Origin of the sequence: Streptococcus agalactiae (genome assembly GCF_949788565.1) — a bacterium.
GTDB classification, from domain to species: domain Bacteria; phylum Bacillota; class Bacilli; order Lactobacillales; family Streptococcaceae; genus Streptococcus; species Streptococcus agalactiae.
In genome coordinates, this window is sequence record NZ_OX460931.1 from 592964 (window position 1) to 612694 (window position 19731).

Annotated in this window: 20 protein-coding genes; 17 read left to right on the top strand and 3 right to left on the bottom strand. The window is 34.4% G+C overall.

The window, feature by feature from the left end; genetic code table 11:
- Positions 1 to 22: 22 nt before the first annotated feature.
- The 6 genes from QOR44_RS03235 (at position 23) to QOR44_RS03265 (ending at position 4556) form a co-directional block, all read left to right on the top strand.
- A complete protein-coding gene (locus tag QOR44_RS03235) occupies positions 23 to 1084 on the top strand; it encodes an alpha/beta fold hydrolase (RefSeq protein ID WP_141444565.1) in 1062 nt (353 codons plus the stop codon).
- Positions 1085 to 1207: 123 nt separating this feature from the next.
- On the top strand, positions 1208 to 2437 hold the full coding sequence (locus QOR44_RS03240) for an ABC transporter permease (protein WP_001055323.1): 1230 nt from the start codon (positions 1208 to 1210) through the stop codon (positions 2435 to 2437).
- 9 nt (positions 2438 to 2446) lie between these two features.
- On the top strand, positions 2447 to 3241 hold the full coding sequence (locus QOR44_RS10255; RefSeq protein ID WP_346780978.1) for an ABC transporter permease: 795 nt from the start codon (positions 2447 to 2449) through the stop codon (positions 3239 to 3241).
- Between the two features lie 100 nt (positions 3242 to 3341).
- Positions 3342 to 3470 carry a hypothetical protein gene (locus QOR44_RS03255; RefSeq protein ID WP_000962057.1) on the top strand — a complete coding sequence of 43 codons (129 nt, stop codon included), beginning with the start codon at positions 3342 to 3344 and terminating at the stop codon, positions 3468 to 3470.
- Between the two features lie 8 nt (positions 3471 to 3478).
- A complete protein-coding gene (locus QOR44_RS03260) occupies positions 3479 to 3673 on the top strand; it encodes a hypothetical protein (protein ID WP_000560510.1) in 195 nt (64 codons plus the stop codon).
- 211 nt (positions 3674 to 3884) lie between these two features.
- Entirely contained in the window at positions 3885 to 4556 is a 672-nt protein-coding gene (locus QOR44_RS03265) for an ATP-binding cassette domain-containing protein (protein WP_000462434.1), read from the top strand.
- Between the two features lie 56 nt (positions 4557 to 4612).
- Here the strand turns inward: QOR44_RS03265 and QOR44_RS03270 are convergent, their stop codons facing one another.
- Positions 4613 to 6058, bottom strand: a complete 1446-nt coding sequence (locus QOR44_RS03270) for an FAD/NAD(P)-binding protein (protein ID WP_050140939.1) — start codon at positions 6056 to 6058, stop codon at positions 4613 to 4615.
- A gap of 260 nt (positions 6059 to 6318) precedes the next feature.
- Here QOR44_RS03270 and QOR44_RS03275 point away from each other — a divergent pair, with 260 nt between their 5' ends.
- Complete coding sequence (locus QOR44_RS03275; protein WP_000825437.1) at positions 6319 to 7104, top strand: DNA/RNA non-specific endonuclease; 786 nt, start codon at positions 6319 to 6321, stop codon at positions 7102 to 7104.
- Positions 7105 to 7181: 77 nt separating this feature from the next.
- Here QOR44_RS03275 and QOR44_RS03280 read toward each other — a convergent pair whose 3' ends face one another.
- Entirely contained in the window at positions 7182 to 7820 is a 639-nt protein-coding gene (locus QOR44_RS03280) for a VTT domain-containing protein (protein WP_000478529.1), read from the bottom strand.
- Between the two features lie 216 nt (positions 7821 to 8036).
- Between QOR44_RS03280 and QOR44_RS03285 the strand changes: the two genes are divergently transcribed.
- The 3 genes from QOR44_RS03285 (at position 8037) to QOR44_RS03295 (ending at position 10445) form a co-directional block, all read left to right on the top strand.
- On the top strand, positions 8037 to 8693 hold the full coding sequence (locus tag QOR44_RS03285; RefSeq protein WP_000121094.1) for an ABC transporter ATP-binding protein: 657 nt from the start codon (positions 8037 to 8039) through the stop codon (positions 8691 to 8693).
- Positions 8690 to 9463: an ABC transporter permease gene (locus QOR44_RS03290; protein WP_141444566.1), complete on the top strand. Its 774-nt coding sequence runs from the start codon at positions 8690 to 8692 to the stop codon at positions 9461 to 9463. The genes QOR44_RS03285 and QOR44_RS03290 overlap by 4 nt, the downstream gene beginning before the upstream one ends.
- Before the next feature lie 163 nt (positions 9464 to 9626).
- Positions 9627 to 10445 carry a hypothetical protein gene (locus QOR44_RS03295; protein ID WP_000600997.1) on the top strand — a complete coding sequence of 273 codons (819 nt, stop codon included), beginning with the start codon at positions 9627 to 9629 and terminating at the stop codon, positions 10443 to 10445.
- A gap of 36 nt (positions 10446 to 10481) precedes the next feature.
- On the opposite strand, the gene QOR44_RS03300 is transcribed toward QOR44_RS03295, so the two are convergent.
- Positions 10482 to 11366, bottom strand: a complete 885-nt coding sequence (locus tag QOR44_RS03300) for a LysR family transcriptional regulator (RefSeq protein WP_000354837.1) — start codon at positions 11364 to 11366, stop codon at positions 10482 to 10484.
- Between the two features lie 192 nt (positions 11367 to 11558).
- On the opposite strand from QOR44_RS03300, the gene QOR44_RS03305 reads away from it, so the two are divergent.
- From QOR44_RS03305 to QOR44_RS03335, 7 genes are all read left to right on the top strand, one after another.
- The gene (locus tag QOR44_RS03305; RefSeq protein WP_001286423.1) at positions 11559 to 12617 is read left to right on the top strand and encodes a PTS sugar transporter subunit IIC; all 1059 of its coding nucleotides are present in this window, start codon (positions 11559 to 11561) and stop codon (positions 12615 to 12617) included.
- Between the two features lie 13 nt (positions 12618 to 12630).
- Positions 12631 to 13623 (top strand): D-lactate dehydrogenase, encoded by a 993-nt coding sequence (locus QOR44_RS03310; protein WP_283572663.1) that lies wholly within the window; start codon positions 12631 to 12633, stop codon positions 13621 to 13623.
- A gap of 205 nt (positions 13624 to 13828) precedes the next feature.
- Entirely contained in the window at positions 13829 to 15379 is a 1551-nt protein-coding gene (locus tag QOR44_RS03315) for an MFS transporter (RefSeq protein WP_000416099.1), read from the top strand.
- 66 nt (positions 15380 to 15445) lie between these two features.
- Complete coding sequence (locus QOR44_RS03320; protein ID WP_141444567.1) at positions 15446 to 16471, top strand: sugar kinase; 1026 nt, start codon at positions 15446 to 15448, stop codon at positions 16469 to 16471.
- Positions 16472 to 16487: 16 nt separating this feature from the next.
- On the top strand, positions 16488 to 18287 hold the full coding sequence (gene uidA, locus QOR44_RS03325; protein WP_283571842.1) for a beta-glucuronidase: 1800 nt from the start codon (positions 16488 to 16490) through the stop codon (positions 18285 to 18287).
- Between the two features lie 28 nt (positions 18288 to 18315).
- Positions 18316 to 18987 (top strand): FadR/GntR family transcriptional regulator, encoded by a 672-nt coding sequence (locus tag QOR44_RS03330; RefSeq protein ID WP_000113632.1) that lies wholly within the window; start codon positions 18316 to 18318, stop codon positions 18985 to 18987.
- A gap of 80 nt (positions 18988 to 19067) precedes the next feature.
- Positions 19068 to 19721, top strand: a complete 654-nt coding sequence (locus tag QOR44_RS03335) for a bifunctional 4-hydroxy-2-oxoglutarate aldolase/2-dehydro-3-deoxy-phosphogluconate aldolase (RefSeq protein ID WP_370457901.1) — start codon at positions 19068 to 19070, stop codon at positions 19719 to 19721.
- Positions 19722 to 19731: the final 10 nt, after the last annotated feature.

The following is a 19731-nucleotide window of genomic DNA, read 5'->3' on the forward strand; positions in this document are numbered from 1 at the left end:
ATTATTTTACTAAGGAGAAAAGATGAATAAAATAACGACATTATCAACCATCGCCCTGACTTTAATGCTTTGCGTTGGATGTTCTGCCAATAAAGATAATCAAAAAACTAAAACTGAGGATCCTAAGCAAGAAAACGTAACTGCAAATCCGAAGGAAGACAAGGCAACAGCAGCCAAGCGAATGAAGTTAACGAAAGAACTTGAAAAATATAATAAAGGCACAGAGAGCTTTATTAGTAACAAACAATATCAAAAATATATCAAAACACCTATCAAAGAATATGGTCAAAAGGTTGAAGTCAAAGGCAAGAAGATGAATGTCTATACTGTTGGAGAAGGTAAAGTACCAATTGTCTTTATTCCTGGTCAAGGGACGGTGACTGCCAAACATCAGTACCATAATTTGATTAGTAATTTAAGTAAAACTCATAAGGTTGTGGTAGTTGAGCCATTTGGTTCAGGTTTAAGTGATGTCATTGACCAACCACGAAATCTAGCTAATATTACCTCAGATATCCACGAAGCTTTACAAAAAGTTGGTATTACCGGAAAATATGTAATTGCCTCTCATTCAATTGGTGGTGTTTATGCCCTTAAATACATCAGTACTTATCCAAAGGAAGTGCTAGGATTAATAGGTTTAGATACATCAACGCCGGGTATGGAAGGTGGTAAGCAAGTTGATTTCGCTGCTCCAGTGTTAAAAGAATTACCTAAAATTCCTAAAGTATCCGACGATATTAATGCACAATTTTTTGCTATTGGACATAAGATACTTAATAATTCTAATATGAAAGAAGAAGCGAAGAATTCTTCTAGTATGATTAACGAAAGTGCCAACTATAAGATTCCAAAGGGAATTCCTGCTATGTATTTATTAGCACGTGAAAGTGACTTAGGGCTTCAATTACGTAGTTTAGATATACCAATTAAAGGCAGTTGGCAAGAGCAACATAAGGAGTTATCAGAAGATCCAAAAGAAGTCTCTATTCATACACTAGACGGAACTCACCAAATTTATGATACTAACCTTAAAGAAGTAATTGATTATACTAACCAATTTATGAAAACATTTGAGAAATAATTGTTTTTAGAAACAGTGCTATAAAATCACTAATTGATAGATAACGTAGAAGTCGATAGAGAATATCTAACGACTTCTATCGTTATTCTAGAGATTATTAAGATAGAAAAAGGAGGGAAAATAGTGAACCTATGGACATTAAGTTTAGCTTATTTGAAACGTCAAAAAATGAAAACAGTAACCTTGTTCTTAGTTTTTCTAACTATAGGCACATGTTTAATCAGTCTGATGAGTATTCAGCATTCTTTGGAAAAAAATATCCTAACAAAACAAGGGAAAAGCATTTATTTAACCTCCAAAGAAAAGGCTTATTGGCCTGAACAAGCATACGAAGCTTTGAAAAAAGCAAAAATGGTTGAGTCAGTAGAGGCAAGTTTAAGCATTGATGTTGGTAGCCGTTTAAAATCTGTATCACCATATAACTCTTCTAAAGAAGAGAATCAAGTTACATTAGCAGGTTATCAAAGTACAGAAGATTTACGAGCTTTTCAGACAAAAGCATTGGTCTTAAAGAAAGGAAGCCATTTAGCGGCCGATAATACAAAACAAGTACTAGTTTCATTGAAATTAGCACAAAAGAATCATTTAAGTGTGGGTAACAAATTGAGATTAGGCAAAGAAAATGTTACTATTGCAGGAATTTATGATGCGAATAGTGCTAAGTCTAAAAATACTTTTAATCCCAATATTGATAATACATTGATTGCTCAGGCAACATTGGTTAGGAAGATTAGTAAACAAAAAGGTTATCAGACGGTTGCAGTGCGCTTAAGTGATAAACGTTTAGTGGATACAGTTATCCAAAACATCAAACAATGGCCGCTTGATTTCGGGAAATTAGATGTTCAAACAGCTAAAGAGTTTTATGGAGATTCTTATCGTAATATCAAGACATTGCATCGTCTAGTGGGACGAATCATTCTTATTGTTAGTCTCGTGGCGATGGCAATATTAGTTGTCATGCTAACATTTTGGATTAATAACCGCATTAAAGAGACGGGAATTTTACTCGCTATCGGAAAAACTAAGTTTGAAATCATAGGTCATTATCTGATAGAAGTACTGTTAGTAGCAGGTGCTGCCTTCACACTATCTATTATTGGTGGTGTCTTTCTTGGAAAAACATTTGCAGCTGGCCTTTTATCACAAGTTAATGGTGGTGTGAGTTCACAAATTGTACAAAATAGTAGTCTAATTATTGATAGAATTGATAACCTCGCTGTTTCTGTTGGAGTAATGGATGTCTTTAGACTCTATGCTCAGGGTGCTTTAATTTGCTTATTTGCAGTTGTATTATCTAGTTATTCTATTCTTAAACTACAACCAAAGCAAATATTGTCACGAATGTCATAGGAGGTTAATATGAATTTATTTAAACGTTCCTTTTTATATGTTAGCCGTAAAAAGCGTAAGAGTATCACTTTATTCGTATGTTTATGGCTAGTTGCTTCTACATTAATTAGCGGTATTGCGGTAAAAAATGCTGGTCTTACTGCTAATAAGACATTTTCAAGGCAAACTGGATCAATTTTGCATATTTCATCGGATAGTACTGACCTTGTTGGTGATGGTTACGGATCTGGAGAAATCCCTGAAAAAGCAATAGTTAACATAGCAAGTAACCTAAATGTTAAGCGCGTTAATAATAATTTGATGGCTTATGCTGGACTAACCTCGGAAAAAATGGTTACACGACCAAATGATAAAGAACAATATAAAGAACAAGTTTTACAAGTTCATGGTAATAGTTACTCCGATACAGATCCTAAATACACAGCGGGGATGATTTCTCTTAAGGGAGGGCGACATATCACGCCGAAAGATCAGCGAGTTATAATTGTTCATCAGGCTTTTGCGAAGACAAATCATCTTAAAGTTGGCGATAAGTTAATGTTTTCAAAAGACCCCGTTAGAAACAGTAAGGATAAAACATTAGTTGAAGCAACTATTGTTGGCATATATAAAGGTAAAACGGTACAAAAATCAAATTACCCTTATGAGATGCTAGAAAATACAGCCTTTTCAGATACGCAATTGATTAAGGATTTATACGGCTATTCTAAAGGTAAGGCCTTTTATCGCCAAACAACTGTATATCCTAAAAAGAATGCTGATATAGAAACTCTTAAAAGTTTTATCAAAAAACAATCCTATTGATTGGAATAAATACCAACTGACAATTACAGCAACCTTGCTAACAAGTTATGCAAAAAGTATAGATGTCTTGAATCAATTAATTACTTCTCTACAAGGCGGCATGTTAGTAGTATCTATTATTCTAGTGATGATGGCTCTGCTATTCTGGATTGGTGGTAGAACCCATGAGACAGGTATTTTATTAGCTATTGGTAAGTCTAAAGCAATTATCATTGTCAGTACGCAGTAGAAGTACTAATGATTGCTATTCCAGCCTTTGCTTTATCAGTACTTATCAGTCAATTTATTGGTCAAAAATTAGCAGACTCCTTAGTGTATCAGGCCTCTAGAACTGTCAGAGCAGACTTTATGAAAGGGTTTGGGAATATGCAGCTTGGGTCTGATAGTGATACAGATATGTTTATGCAAACGAAATGTACAAGTGAAGCCTGAGGAAGTCTGGTTAGTAATTCTAGTTGGTTTAGCAATCGTCTTATTTGCTATTATTACTACTAGTTTAATTATTGCTCGCTACAAACCAAGGGAAATCTTATCAAAACTGTCCTAAAGTGCCATAAGTATACCGACCAATAGTGACATCTATATTAACGGTTAAAATGAATATGCTCTGCTATTGAATACATAGCTCAAGAAAGGGAAATCTATGTTCGAATTAAAAAATATTGCTTATCGTTATAAGGGGAACGACAATAAAACATTAGAAAATATCAATTATAGTTTTCAGTCAGGGGTATTTTATACTATATTAGGGAATTCTGATTCAGGTAAAACAACCCTTCTATCCTTGATGGCAGGTCTTGATTCGCCCACTGAGGGACAAGTATTATTTAACAAAAAAGATATTAAAGAAGCAGGTTATGCTCAGCATCGCAAAAAGAATATAGCTTTGGTCTTTCAAAATTATAACCTTTTAGACTATCTAACCCCATTGGAAAATGTTCAGTTGGTAAAACCTACTGCAGATAAACAATTATTGTTGGATTTAGGTTTAAAAGAAGATATGTTAACGCGAAATATCTTGAGATTATCAGGAGGGCAACAACAACGTGTAGCTATTGCGAGGGCTTTGGTTGCAGGAACACCAGCTATTTTACTTGATGAACCTACGGGGAATTTAGATTTTGACATTGCACGTGATATTACGATGCGTCTTAAAGATTTTGCGCATAAGGAAAAACGATGTGTTATTATGGTGACACATAGTAGAGAAATCGCTCATATGGCTGATACTGCTTTACAATTGACAGGAGATAACTTAAAAGAATTATCAAAAGAAAGTATAGCACAGTCTATATTACAACAAAGGAATTTATAATAAAAAAATACCTCCCTTTCTTAAATAATAAAAGAGGAGGTATTTTTTAGAAATGGTTATTTATTATCAGAAAAGGCTCGCTCTGCCATTTGTTGAATTTTAATTGTAGAGTTATTCTGATAAACGACACCATTAACCAGTGCACCATGCGCATATAAACCTGGCATTGGACCATATTTTGGAGACAAAACTTGTGCATTTTCAGTTAAAATAGTAATCCCTCCTTGATCGTCAATTTGACAAAATTCTTGATTGATGAGCGATTTTAGGAGTGGATTGGCTTTTGTCCAGTTTTTAGTATTTAACTGGTAACCAGTAGCATTAATGACGCGATCGACAGATATATGATTTTGTTTTTCTTTTTCTATTGAAAATCCTTCGTCATTTTTTGCAATTGTCTTGACGTTATTGATCAGGGAAAAAGTCCCTTTTTGTGCAGCTTTCAAAATTACTTTAGCAGATTCATCAGGCATAGGATTTCGCAAGTTAATAATCGCTTTTCCATATAGTGCTTTATACTCTTTCTTATCTGATAATGACATGAGTGGCCAAAGGTCAGTTAACCAGACAGTGATTCGTGAAGCTAGTTGTTGTAATAGATAGAGTTGCTTAGGGTACTTAAAGGCTCTCTTGAGACCATCAATTCCTGGGGATAAAAAGGTTTCTGTTGTATTTTTCCAGTTTTTAAAGCCAAGATGCTCCAATTCACCAGACATCAAATCATTAAAATCGGCAATAGTGAAGGTTTTTGAAGGATGTGATAGAAATGCTTTAAGGTTATCATTGGTAAAAAAGTGCCAAGTAAGTGGTAAATCATTAACAATACGGACGCTAGGGAAGTAGTTGGTTCTTGAAAATGCTTTAACAGAAGATTGTGTATTGAGTAGCAACCATTTTATAACATCAATTGCAGCTAGACCAGTCCCGATGATAGCAACTGTTTTTCCCTTCCAATTTTCCTGAGCCAAGTGTTTGATAGGATAAGGGTCTTTGATATAATCAGTCTTCCCTTCCAAATGATAAGGGTCTATAACAGGCAGAGCACCACAAGCTAAATGTAATTCATCAAATGTGACAGGAAAAAGCTTATCTTGAATATAGACTTGCCATTGTTGCTTATCTGATAAATAGTTTAGTTTATCCACTCTTGTTTTAATAACCGTGACAGGGAGTTTATCTAAAAGTAATTTAGTTCTTTCTGAAAGGTATTGTCCGTAAAGTGTCCTTGATACATAGGTTAGATTTGTGTCATAGTAATTTTCTTCTAACCAATCCATGAAGTCAGACATATGGCGATAATCAAATGAAATATCGTTGATTGGGGAATTGATTAAAGCTGAGTCAACGTCTTCTTGAAAAGGAATTCCTCGTCCAAAGTGGACAGTATCATCAAAACAAAAAATAGCTAACTGTTTTAACACTTTCTCTTTTTTACGAGAAAGTGCTAGTAGAACAGCTAAACCACTAACTCCCATACCTATAATACCAATTGTTTTTTTCACAGAACAAGCCTCCTTACCACTATCATAGCATAAATTTTGATTTAAGTTAGGGGATGAACAAAGCTATTATTTGCAGAATTTCTAATTTAACGAGTAAATTAAATTTAAAGTAATATTAAATTAAGATAAGATTAAATAAATGATTGACATGCTTAAATAATAGGCATATGATATGGTTGTGACAAAAGGAGAGCAATTAGCTAAAACGGATATCAATATGGTAGACGCTTGTTTAATGTAATTAGAAAGAGGTAAAGCTTATGAAAAGATTACATAAACTGTTTATAACCGTAATTGCTACATTAGGTATGTTGGGGGTAATGACCTTTGGTCTTCCAACGCAGCCGCAAAACGTAACACCGATAGTACATGCTGATGTCAATTCATCTGTTGATACGAGCCAGGAATTTCAAAATAATTTAAAAAATGCTATTGGTAACCTACCATTTCAATATGTTAATGGTATTTATGAATTAAATAATAATCAAACAAATTTAAATGCTGATGTCAATGTTAAAGCGTATGTTCAAAATACAATTGACAATCAACAAAGACCATCAACTGCTAATGCAATGCTTGATAGAACCATTCGTCAATATCAAAATCGCAGAGATACCACTCTTCCCGATGCAAATTGGAAACCATTAGGTTGGCATCAAGTAGCTACTAATGACCATTATGGGCATGCAGTCGACAAGGGGCATTTAATTGCCTATGCTTTAGCTGGAAATTTCAAAGGTTGGGATGCTTCCGTGTCAAATCCTCAAAATGTTGTCACACAAACAGCTCATTCCAACCAATCAAATCAAAAAATCAATCGTGGACAAAATTATTATGAAAGCTTAGTTCGTAAGGCGGTTGACCAAAACAAACGTGTTCGTTACCGTGTAACTCCATTGTACCGTAATGATACTGATTTAGTTCCATTTGCAATGCACCTAGAAGCTAAATCACAAGATGGCACATTAGAATTTAATGTTGCTATTCCAAACACACAAGCATCATACACTATGGATTATGCAACAGGAGAAATAACACTAAATTAATAAAAGAGCAACTAATTGCTCTTTTTTTGTTGTCATTCTTAGTGATTAATAGTGTTAAATAGAAATTTTTGGATACATTACTTAGTGTTCCGATATGATTTGACACCAGAAATAAGGACAGGAATTAAGGTAACAAATACAATTCCCAAGATAATAAGCGAGAAGTGCTGCTTCACAAAAGGAATATTACCAAAGAGAAAACCAGAACCTGTTGCAATAACTGACCAAGATAATGCTGCAATGAAGGCGCGTTTGATAAATACTTTTGGAGGGAGCTGACTAATACCTGCTACAAAAGGAACAAAGGTTCTGATAATAGGGATATAGCGCCCTAAAATGATGGCAGCAGTACCTTTTTTCTCAAAATAAAGCTCAGCATCTCGAATATTTTTTTCTTTAATGAAACGACGAAAGAAAGGATGTTTGATAAAACGGTAACCAAATGTACGACCAATCAAGAAATTGCAACTATCACCAATAAATGCTGCAATAAAGAAAATAATAAGGAAAGTTACAATATTGAAGGACATTTTTGGATTTGCAGCAAGGGCTCCAGCAGCAAATAATAAACTATCACCTGGTAAAAATGGAAAGATGACAGCCCCAGTTTCAACGAAAATAACGAGGAAGAGCAATAGATAGGTCCAATTACCAACAGTGTTAGCCATAGCATAGATATGAGTATCAATATGTAAAATAAAATCGATTAAAAACATAGGAGTCTCCTTTATTGATCAACTAAAGTGCAGAGACTTGGATGATAACTATCTTGTTTATAAGGCCTCTTACAAAGCCTATTTTATCAGAAAATTTTTAATAAGAGGTAAAATAAGTTTACTTATTAATTTAGAATTATTCTAAAGAGCTTTTTTTTGATTTTTATGTTAGACTTAATTATAATGATTATAAATAAGAAGTAAAGGAGCTTAACAATGTCCTATTTAACCTTTAAACACGTTGATTTTAAAACGGATGATAAGTTGGTTTTAAATGATATCAACTTTGCAATTGATGAAGGTGATTTTGTTTCTATTGTAGGACCATCTGGAAGTGGTAAGAGTACTGTTTTAAAATTGGCCAGTGGTTTAATGAGTCCTACTGCAGGTCATATTTTCTTTGATGGAAAAGATTTGAACCAATTAGAACCGATTGAAAGTCGAAAAATGATTTCTTACTGTTTTCAAACGCCACATTTATTTGGTAATACAGTGGAAGACAATATTAGTTTTCCTTACCACATTCGACACGAAAAAGTAGATTATAGACGCGTTGATGATTTATTTCAACGTTTTGAAATGGACCAGTCTTACCTGAAACAGGATGTCAAAAAACTATCAGGAGGAGAAAAGCAACGTATTGCTCTGATTAGGCAATTATTGTTTGAACCTAAAGTTTTACTCTTAGATGAAGTTACTTCGGCTTTAGACAATCATAATAAAGCTATTGTTGAAAAGGTTATTAAATCATTACATGACAAAGGAATAACGATTTTGTGGATTACGCATGATGAGGAGCAGAGTCGTCGATTTGCCAATAAAGTCTTAAAAGTTGTCAATGGTAGTATTGAAGCAATGGAGGTTATAAAATGAGCGGTGCAAATTCTATTTCTTTAATGTCATTACTAATGGCATCATCATTAGTTTTGATTACTTTATTTTTTTCTTACTGGCAAAAGTTAAACCTAGAAAAAGAAGTGATTATTAGCGCTATCCGAGCAGTGATTCAATTATTAGTAGTGGGGTTTTTGCTAGACTATATATTTGGTTATCAAAATCCTATTTTCACAGCTCTTTTAATGCTATTCATGATTATTAATGCTTCTTATAACGCAGCTAAGCGTGGTAAAGGGATTAATAAAGGGTTTGTTATTTCATTTATAGCTATTGGGTCAGGGACTATAATCACTTTATCTGTCTTGATTTTTTCAGGAATTTTAAAATTTGTTCCGAATCAAATGATTCCTGTAGGTGGTATGATTATTAGTAATTCTATGGTAGCAATCGGTTTGTGCTATAAACAATTATTGTCCGAATTTAGAAGTAAACAAGAGGAAGTGGAGACAAAATTAGCTTTAGGAGCAGATATTTTGCCAGCTTCGATTGATATTATTCGTGATGTTATCAAAACCGGTATGGTACCTACAATTGATTCAGCTAAAACACTTGGGATTGTATCTTTGCCAGGGATGATGACAGGGTTAATTCTTGCTGGAACTTCACCTATCCAAGCGGTTAAATACCAAATGATGGTGACGTTTATGCTATTAGCAACGACTTCGATAGCTTCTTTTGTAGCTACTTATTTGGCTTATAAAATTTTCTTTAATAATCGTAAGCAATTAGTAGTAACAAAAGATTGATTCATTTTAATAAACAGTATGTTAGTCTGGTAAGTATAGTCCAGGCTTTTTTGGTATCTTAATCTTATTTTTGATCGAAAATTGACTAAGTTATTGAGTCGATTACGTTTAAATGCTACTATTTAATAGAAATTGTTATAGGGATTATCAAAAGGAGGAAGAAATGATTTTAAAAATTTGTCGTGCAGCATATAGTTTACAATGGGGAGGTGTTTACCAATTAGCTTTGCTGGATTATCCTCGAATTAAGGCGTTTGAATTGGAAAGGATAGGAGCTTTCATAGCTTACGAGAAACAATATAAAAGAAAAATTGAGATACAATGTGACGATAAACATCTCCTCACAAAAATTGTTCATTTTTTAAAATACAATAGTTTTACTTTTCCCTATATTCCCAAATATAGAGAAGCGGCAGCTACTTTTAATGAGGATGGTATTAGTTTAACTTCTGATTTTTTAAGCCATACATGTACGATTGAAACTGCAAAACTAATTTTTAAAGAAGGTAAAATCTTATCAGCAGTTAAAGCCTTTAATAAGCCTGCTGAAGTACTGGTAAATGATAAGAGGAATGCTGCTGGAGACCCTAAAGATTACTTTGACTATGTGATGTTGAACTGGTCAAATACCAATTCTGGTTATCGTTTAGTAATGGAAAGATTGTTAGGCAAAGCACCATCTGAACAGGAGTTAACAGTAGCTTTTAAGCCAGGGGTCAGCTTTCATTTTAATTATCAAGATATCATCAATCATCCTGATTCTATTTTTGATGGTTATCATCCTGCTAAAATTAAAAATCAACTTTCTTTAGCAGAACATTTAGTTGCATGTGTTATCCCAAAACATTATCAAGAAGATTATCAAAGCCTTGTGCCTAATGACTTGAAACACAGAGTTTATTATTTAGATTACTGTAACGAAACACTTTATGAGTGGAATCAAAAAGTTTATGATTTTCTTTGTCATTTGGAAAATAAATAAAACCAAAAAGTTTTAAACTTTTTGGTTTAACTGCTATTAATTGGTCTTTAAAAGACTTAAAAATTCTTCAATCATAGGACTAAAAGAAGTATCATTTCGGTAAGCAATACCAATCGGATAAAAATTATTTTTATCCTTAAGTGGGACCCAGCATAAATCTTGAACTTGGCTAATGCTTTCAAATTCACTTGGTAAAATAGTGACTGCATTGAGGTCTTGTAAACTATGAATAAGAACTTCCCAGTCATTGTGTTTAAAGACGATATGGGGGTCAAATCCTAAAGCACGACATTTACGAGGCAACATCTCTCCTAGCATGTAATGTTCGTTGAGTGAGGCAACTTTGTAATCTCTTAAATCATTAAGTTCAATTTCAGGAAGTGTTGCAAGAGGATGCGATTTTGGCATGACAATGCTTACTTTATATCCTTTAGTTGAGGTTTGCAGTGGTTCGATAGTGATATCATTGCGGGTACTTGGAAAGGACAATAAGCCAATATCGATCTTTCCTTTTGCTAACAATTCTTGTAATTTACGGGAACCATCTTGAATCAAAGATACTTCAACATTTGAATGTGTAGCCATAAAAGTTGAAATCTGTTTCATAAATTGAATAGCAAAAAGAGAAGTAAGCCCTACACGGATACCTTCCTTTTTTTCTTGATTTAATTGCTGGATTTCCGTAACCATTTGATTAAAATTAGTCATCAACAATTGTCCTTTCTCATAGAGAATTTCTCCTGCTTCAGTTAAAGCGAGTTGACGACCATTTTGTAAGAATAAAATAGTATTTAATTCTGCTTCTAATTTTTTAATGGATTGTGAAAGTGTAGGTTGGGTCACAAAAAGACTTTTTGCAGCGTGTGAATAATTTTTTGCTTCTGCAACAGCAATAAAGTAAGTAAGTTGTCTAATATCCATAATATCTGTCCTTTTTTCTTAGTAATAGTATAGCACAAGTCTATCAATCTGACCTTTATGATTATTTCCACAATAATATTAGTAAAAGCTATACTTATATAATTTTTTCCAATTTTCCTTTTGCAAATAGCTATGATATAGTTAATATAGTTAGTGAAATCACAAACAATCATTATTAGTAGGAGGCATCTTATGTCGGATGTTGTCGAAAAGCAAACAGCTAAATCGTTTATAATGAACGTATTAAATGGTTTAGCTTTAGGGACTGTTATTGTCTTGATACCAGGAGCAATCCTTGGAGAATTAATGAAAGCTTTACTGCCAATGTGGAGCGGATTTGCAACTTTAATCGCTGCAACAGCAGTTGCAACAAGTATGATGGGGCTTGTTATTGGTATTATGGTTGGTCTCAATTTTAAATTTAATCCCATTCAATCAGCATCACTAGGATTAGCGGTTATGTTTGCAGGTGGAGCTGCAACCTTCCTTAAAGGCGCTATTATGCTAAAAGGAACAGGCGATATCATTAATATGGGAATTACTGCTGCCTTAGGTGTCCTTTTGATCCAATTTTTATCTGACAAGACGAAATCATTCACTTTGATTGTCATTCCAACAGTAACACTCTTACTAGTTGGAGGAGTAGGTCATGTGTTATTACCTTATGTCAAAATGATTACCACCATGATTGGACAAGGGATTGCTTCATTACTTGGTTTACAACCTGTTTTGATGTCAATTTTAATTGCGATGATTTTCTGTTTCTTGATCGTATCTCCAATCACAACAGTTGGGATTGCTTTGGCAATTAGTTTGTCCGGAATTGGTTCTGGTGCTGCTAATTTAGGTATCTGTGCTGCTAGTTTTGGGCTTTGTATGGCTGGGTGGTCAGTCAATTCTAAGGGGACAGCCTTAGCGCATGTTTTAGGGTCTCCTAAGATTTCGATGGCTAATGTATTAGCAAAACCGAAGATTATGCTACCTATGATATCTTCAGCAGCAATACTAGGAATTCTCGGAGCTCTCTTTAATATTCAAGGAACACCAGCTAGTGCAGGTTTTGGTATCAGTGGTTTGATTGGACCGATTAATGCTCTTAATTTAGCAAAAGGTGGATGGTCAGTTATGAATATGTTATTGATAATTATAATATTTGTTGCTGCACCAATTATATTGAATTTTATTTTTAATTACCTCTTTATAAAAGTACTTAAAATTATTGATCCAATGGACTATAAATTAGATATTTAAGGAGATATTAGTGATGAAACTCAAAGTATTTAATGTTAGAGAAGAAGAAGCAACATTAGCACAAGATTGGGCAAACCGAAATCATGTGGAACTTTCTATGAGTGAAGGACCTTTGACATTGGAAACTGTTAATGAGGTAGAAGGTTTTGATGGGATTGCTAATGCACAGATTGGGCCTTTAGATGATGCTATTTATCCTCTTCTCAAAGAAATGGGAATTAAGCAAATCGCTCAGCGCAGTGCTGGTGTCGATATGTATAATCTTGAGTTAGCTAAGCAACATGGTATTATCATTAGCAATGTGCCAAGTTACTCACCGGAGTCTATTGCAGAATTTACAGTGACAATCGCTCTTAACCTTATTCGAAAAGTTGAGCTTATTAGAGCTAATGTTCGTGAACAGAATTTTTCATGGACCTTGCCAATTCGAGGACGAGTCCTAGGTAACATGACTGTGGCTATAATAGGAACTGGTCGCATTGGTCTAGCGACTGCTAAAATTTTTAAAGGGTTCGGATGTCGTGTTATTGGTTATGATATTTACCATAATCCAATGGCAGATGGTATCCTTGAGTATGTCAATTCGGTAGAAGAAGCTGTTGAAAAAGCTGATCTTGTGTCCTTACATATGCCACCAACTGCTGAAAATACGCATCTATTTAATTTAGATATGTTTAAACAGTTTAAAAAAGGTGATATTTTAATGAATATGGCACGTGGAGCATTGGTGGAAACCAAAGATCTTCTTGAGGCTTTAGATCAAGGGCTTTTGGAGGGAGCTGGTATTGATACTTATGAATTTGAGGGGCCATATATACCTAAAAATTGTCAAGGTCAGGACATTTCAGACAAGGATTTCCTAAGACTGATTAACCATCCGAAAGTAATATACACTCCTCATGCGGCTTATTATACAGATGAAGCGGTCAAAAATCTAGTAGAGGGTGCCTTAAATGCTTGTGTAGAAGTGGTTGAAACGGGAACAACTACTACGAGAGTCAACTAAAAGATGCTTAGGCATCTTTTTTTGTGGACTAACAAAACATATGATGATTATGAATCTTAAAGTAAAAAACATCTTATGTATTTATAGCTTAAAAGTCTTTTTTATAATAAAAAAAGATATTTTTTATAAAAATATTGACAAAACATCAGATGAATAGTATTATTTAATCATAAAAGCGTTTACAAAAAACAAGGAGGGTTCTCTCATGGAGAAAACAATGGATATGGAACAACGTGAAGAAGTTGTATCTTATAACCGAGCGAAAGTATGGCAGTTAGTTATGTTTGCCATGAACAATGCTTCTACAAATATATACTTATTTACGTTTATGTTTGTTACCTATTTCTCAACTGGCGTTCTTGGCTTGGCAGCCATTTTTGTCAGTCAAATTATGGGTTATATCCGTATTTTTGATGGTTTTATTGATCCAGCTATTGGTATTATGATTGATAAAACTGATACAAAATTTGGTAAGTATCGTCCTATTTTGATTATTGGGAACGTTATTACGGCTTTGTCATTGATTTTTCTTCTTGCATTGAGAGGTGTCGATGAAAATATTCGTTTCCCATTATTTATCCTTGTTCTAATTATCCATAAAATTGGATACTCAATGCAACAGACAATAACTAAAGCAGGGCAAACAGCACTGACAAATGACCCTAAGCAACGTCCTATTTTTAATATCGTTGATGCAGTTATGACAACATCATTAATGACAGGCGGTCAGTTTGTCGTTTCAGGTTTCTTAGTACCAAAATTTGGTAATTTTACACCTCAATTCTTCAATGTCCTTATTTTTGGAACAATTCTTATTTCAGCTATTTTAGCAATCGTTGCAATTATTGGGATTTGGGCAAAAGACAGAAAAGAATTCTTTGGTTTAGGAGAAAATACCCAAAAGACTGCTCTAAAAGATTACTGGAAGGTGTTGAAAGGAAATAAACCGCTTCAGATATTATCCATTGCTGCAGCTTTGGTAAAATTTGCCATCCAATTCTTTGGCGATTCCGTTGTTATGGTTCTATTGTTTGGTATTTTATTTGGTAATTATGCTTTATCAGGACAATTCTCACTTCTTTTCATTGTTCCTGGTGTTATTATTAATATTTTGTTCTCAACAATTGCTCGTAAAAAAGGTCTTCGTTTTTCATATGTCAGAGCAATTCAGATCGGTATGATTGGTTTACTTGCTTTTGGTGCAGTTCTTTACGTTGGTAAGCCTGGTGACCTTAGTTTAACAAGCCTAAATCTTTATACTATTTTATTTATCGTTACTAATATTATTGCGAGATACGCTTCACAAGCACCTGCTAGTTTAGTATTGACTATGGGAGCAGATATTTCTGACTATGAAACTTCTGAATCCGGTCGTTATGTATCAGGAATGATTGGAACTATCTTCTCCTTAACAGATTCGATTGCTTCTTCATTTGCTCCTATGGTAGTAGGTTTTGTGTTAGCAGGAATTGGATTTTCAAAATCGTTTCCAACTATCGAAACACCACTGACCCCTGATTTAAAAATGGCAGCTATTAGTCTCCTTGTGGCCATTCCATTTATAGCTTTGTCTATAGCCCTTCTTTTAATAAAATTTTACAAACTAGATAAAGAAGAAATGGTTCGTATTCAAGAGAAGATTCAAGTTATGAAAGCAGCAACTACTAAGGAACGTGCTAAAGATATTGCTCGTAATGTTCCTTTGACAGATATGGATTATGTTGATGTAACAAAATATCCTATTGATAAAGATTAAAAAGTTTAGCTGCTCTTCAATAGAGCAGCTATTTTGTTAAATAAGAGCTACCATTGGAGGATTCTTATGGCAAAAATTATTTCATTAGGTGAGGTTCTTTTGCGATTATCTCCACCTCAATATCACACACTGATGCAGGCTAATCACCTAAAATGCCAATTCGGCGGTTCAGAACTTAATGTCTTAGCAAGCCTTGCTCAACTAGGTCACCATGTAGGATTGGTCTCAGCTTTGCCTGATAATGATTTGGGCAAGATGGCAAGACAATTTATATTGTCACAGCAAATTAGTCCAGCTGCTATAATTAAAAAAGAAGGACGACTAGGAATTTATTATTATGAACAAGGATTTTCGGTAAGAACAAATAAGGTTATCTACGATCGTAACTATTCATCTTTTTGGGAAAGTACCTTGAGTGATTATGATTTTACTTCTATTTTTAAGGGAGTGGATTGGTTTCATGTTTCTGGAATTACTCCAGCACTAACCAAGGACTTATATGAGGTGATTCGGTTCCTTATGACAAAAGCTAAAGAAGGAGGTGTAAAAATATCGATTGATCTCAATTTTCGTGAGAGTTTATGGTCATCTTTTCAAGAGGCGCGTGAGCAATTATCGCCACTATTAGGATTATCAGATGTTTGCTTTGGCTTAGAGCCGATTTATTTAGCTGGCGAAAGTGAAGATTTAAAAGATGAGTTGGGCTTATCCAGACCTTACCTTGATATTGAATTACTTGAAAAGATAACTCAAAAGATTGTTCAAGAATATGGGTTAGACTATATTGCCTTTACTCAAAGGGAAATGGGATATACTAATCAGTATATGTTAAAATCATATTTGTATCATAATAATATGTTATATCAAACTGATAAAACTGGCGTTGAAGTATTAGATCGTGTGGGGACGGGAGATGCCTTTGCTGCAGGTTTAATTCATGCGCTTCTGGAAAAAGAAACTCCTCAAAGGGCCTTAGAAATTGCTATGACTACATTTAAATACAAACATACCATTCAAGGAGATATCAATATCATGACACGAGATGATATTGCTTACCTCATTGAAAAAGAAACAAATGATATTAAACGATAGTGTAAAAGGAGAGTGTATGTTATATCCATTATTGACAAAAACAAGAAATACTTATGATTTAGGCGGTATTTGGAACTTTAAATTAGGAGAACATAATCCAAATGAATTACTACCTTCAGATGAAGTCATGGTTATCCCGACTTCATTTAATGATTTGATGGTAAGTAAAGAAAAACGTGATTATATAGGTGATTTTTGGTATGAAAAAGTCATTGAAGTACCTAAAGTATCAGAGGGTGAAGAGATGGTGCTACGTTTTGGCTCAGTGACACATCAAGCTAAAATTTATGTTGACGGTATATTGGTAGGGGAGCATAAGGGAGGTTTTACTCATTTTGAAGTTCTTGTTCCTGAATGTAAGTACAATAATGAGAAAATTAAGGTATCAATTTGTGCTAATAACGTTTTAGACTATACCACGCTTCCGGTCGGAAATTATAGTGAAATCATTCAAGAAGATGGTAGCATTAAGAAGAAAGTACGTGAGAATTTTGATTTCTTCAATTATGCAGGTGTGCATCGTCCTCTTAAGTTGATGATACGTCCTAAAAATCATATTTCTGATATTACAATTACAAGTCGTCTATCAGATGATTTACAGTCAGCAGATTTACATTTTTTAGTTGAGACTAATCAAAAGGTTGACGAAGTTAGAATTAGCGTTTTTGATGAAGATAACAAACTAGTGGGTGAAACGAAGGATAGCAGATTATTTCTTAGTGATGTCCATCTTTGGGAAGTTTTAAATGCCTATCTGTACACAGCGCGTGTTGAAATTTTTGTTGATAATCAACTCCAAGATGTCTATGAGGAAAATTTTGGTCTTAGAGAAATAGAAGTGACAAATGGTCAATTCCTATTGAATCGCAAACCTATTTATTTTAAAGGATTTGGTAAACATGAAGATACGTTCATTAATGGCAGAGGTTTGAATGAAGCTGCTAACTTAATGGATTTGAACCTTTTGAAGGATATAGGGGCAAACTCTTTTAGAACATCCCATTATCCTTATTCTGAAGAAATGATGCGTTTAGCAGATCGAATGGGAGTGTTAGTGATAGATGAGGTTCCAGCAGTAGGGTTATTTCAAAACTTTAACGCTTCCTTAGATTTGTCACCAAAAGACAATGGTACGTGGAGTTTGATGCAAACAAAAGCTGCGCATGAACAAGCTATCCAAGAATTAGTGAAGCGTGATAAAAATCATCCTAGCGTCGTGATGTGGGTAGTCGCTAACGAACCGGCTAGTCATGAAGCGGGAGCACACGATTATTTTGAGCCGTTAGTAAAACTTTATAAAGATTTAGACCCTCAAAAACGTCCTGTCACCTTGGTTAATATTTTAATGGCAACCCCAGATAGAGACCAAGTGATGGACCTGGTTGATGTTGTCTGCCTTAATCGTTACTATGGTTGGTACGTTGACCACGGTGATTTAACAAATGCAGAAGTAGGTCTAAGAAAAGAGTTATTAGAATGGCAAGATAAATTTCCTGACAAACCAATTATCATAACGGAGTATGGCGCTGATACGTTGCCGGGATTACACTCTACTTGGAATATTCCATATACAGAAGAATTTCAATGTGATTTTTATGAAATGAGTCATCGTGTTTTTGATGGTATTCCTAATTTAGTTGGTGAGCAAGTCTGGAACTTTGCAGACTTTGAAACTAATCTGATGATACTTCGTGTACAGGGGAATCACAAAGGTCTCTTTTCAAGGAATCGTCAGCCGAAACAAGTCGTCAAAGAATTTAAAAAACGCTGGATGACTATTCCTCATTACCATAATAAAAAAAATAGTGTAAAATAGGGGTAGTTATTTTAGAAGAGGTGATGATATGGCTAGACCCTTAGTAGAACAAACAGCAGATCGTCTATTGCATTTAATTTTAGAAAGAGAATACCCTGTTGGTGCTAAGCTCCCCAATGAATATGAATTAGCAGAAGATCTAGATGTTGGTCGCAGCACAATCCGAGAAGCAGTCAGAAGTTTAGCAACGCGTAATATTTTAGAAGTCAGACAGGGCTCTGGAACATATATTAGTTCTAAAAAGGGTGTTTCTGAGGATCCATTAGGGTTCTCTCTAATAAAGGACACAGATAGGTTGACATCAGATCTCTTTGAACTACGCCTTTTATTGGAACCTCGAATAGCGGAGCTGGTAGCTTATAGAATTACAGATGATCAGTTACAATTACTCGAAAAGCTTGTTGGAGATATTGAAGATGCTGTTCACGCAGGCGATCCGAAACATTTACTTTTAGACGTGGAATTTCATTCCATGCTAGCTAAATACAGTGGTAATATTGCAATGGATAGTCTTTTGCCAGTCATCAACCAGTCAATTCATCTGATAAATGCGAATTATACAAATCGTCAGATGAAGTCGGATAGTTTAGAAGCACATAGAGAAATTATCAAAGCAATCCGAGAAAAAAATCCAGTAGCTGCACATGATGCTATGCTTATGCATATCATGAGTGTTAGACGTTCAGCATTGAAAGCTTAATATAAGAAGAAAAATAGCTATTCTTGAATAGCTATTTTTTTAGTATTTTTCTTGACAATTCATCAGATGACTTATATAATATAGATAAAGATAACGGTTACATTTTGGGAGGTATTATGTTAAATCAATTGAAAAACAACTATTTCTTCGCTGTTATTCGAGGAAAATCATCTGAGGATGCGCTCGAAATCGCAAAGCATGCTATTTTGGGTGGTATTCGAAATATTGAAGTAACTTTTTCGACTCCTGAAGCAAGCAAAGTCATCAAACAATTATCAGATGATTTTAAAAATAATAAAGAAATTATTGTGGGGGCCGGAACGGTTATGACAACTGAACTTGCTAAAGAGGCTATTGATGCTGGAGCTAAATTTTTGGTTAGCCCACACTTTGATTCAGATATTGCTAATTTAGCTAATGAAAACAAGGTTTATTATTTCCCAGGCTGTGCAACGGCAACAGAAATCGTGGTAGCTAGAAAGTATAAATGTCAGATTATAAAGCTTTTTCCAGGTGGAGTTGTGGGTCCAGGTTTTATCAAAGATATTCATGGTCCTATTCCAGATGTTGATTTAATGCCATCAGGTGGCGTCTCTGTTTCAAATGTAGCTGAATGGAGAAAAGCAGGAGCAGTTGCGGTTGGTGTTGGCTCAGCATTATCTAGTAAAGTCGCCACAGAAGGTTATGATAGTGTTACTAAAATAGCTAAACAGTTTGTTTCTGCACTTAATTAGTGAGTAGGAG